This window comes from Pseudomonas sp. S36 (genome assembly GCF_016647875.1).
Classification (GTDB): Bacteria; Pseudomonadota; Gammaproteobacteria; order Pseudomonadales; family Pseudomonadaceae; genus Aquipseudomonas; species Aquipseudomonas parafulva.
In genome coordinates, this window is record NZ_JACVVG010000117.1 from 1 (window position 1) to 280 (window position 280).

Below are 280 nucleotides of genomic sequence, written 5' to 3' on the forward strand. Positions count from 1 at the left end.
GTAAACGTCATCGCCCTGCGCAGCATGCTCATACGAAGCACTGGTTTGGCCAGCCTTGATGGTGACTTGAGCGTTGTTGCTCAGGGTCACGACCAAGTCGTGTGCCAGTGCAGTGTTGATCTGTACGGTGAACGTCGGTTTGACGTTTTCTGCGACCGAAGTTTGATCAGCCGAGATGGTGACTTGCACCAGATCACCTTGGTTACCCGTGCCTGGAGTACCCGAGCCTGGTTCATCGGTGACAGTCGTGCTGACCGGGGTTTTATCCAGGGTCAGTTGC

At 55.4% G+C, this 280-nt stretch carries 1 protein-coding gene; it reads right to left on the bottom strand.

What is annotated here, in order from left to right:
• The coding region (locus IAE36_RS23525) for an immunoglobulin-like domain-containing protein (RefSeq protein WP_201214980.1) at positions 1-280 on the bottom strand (280 nt) is incomplete at both ends.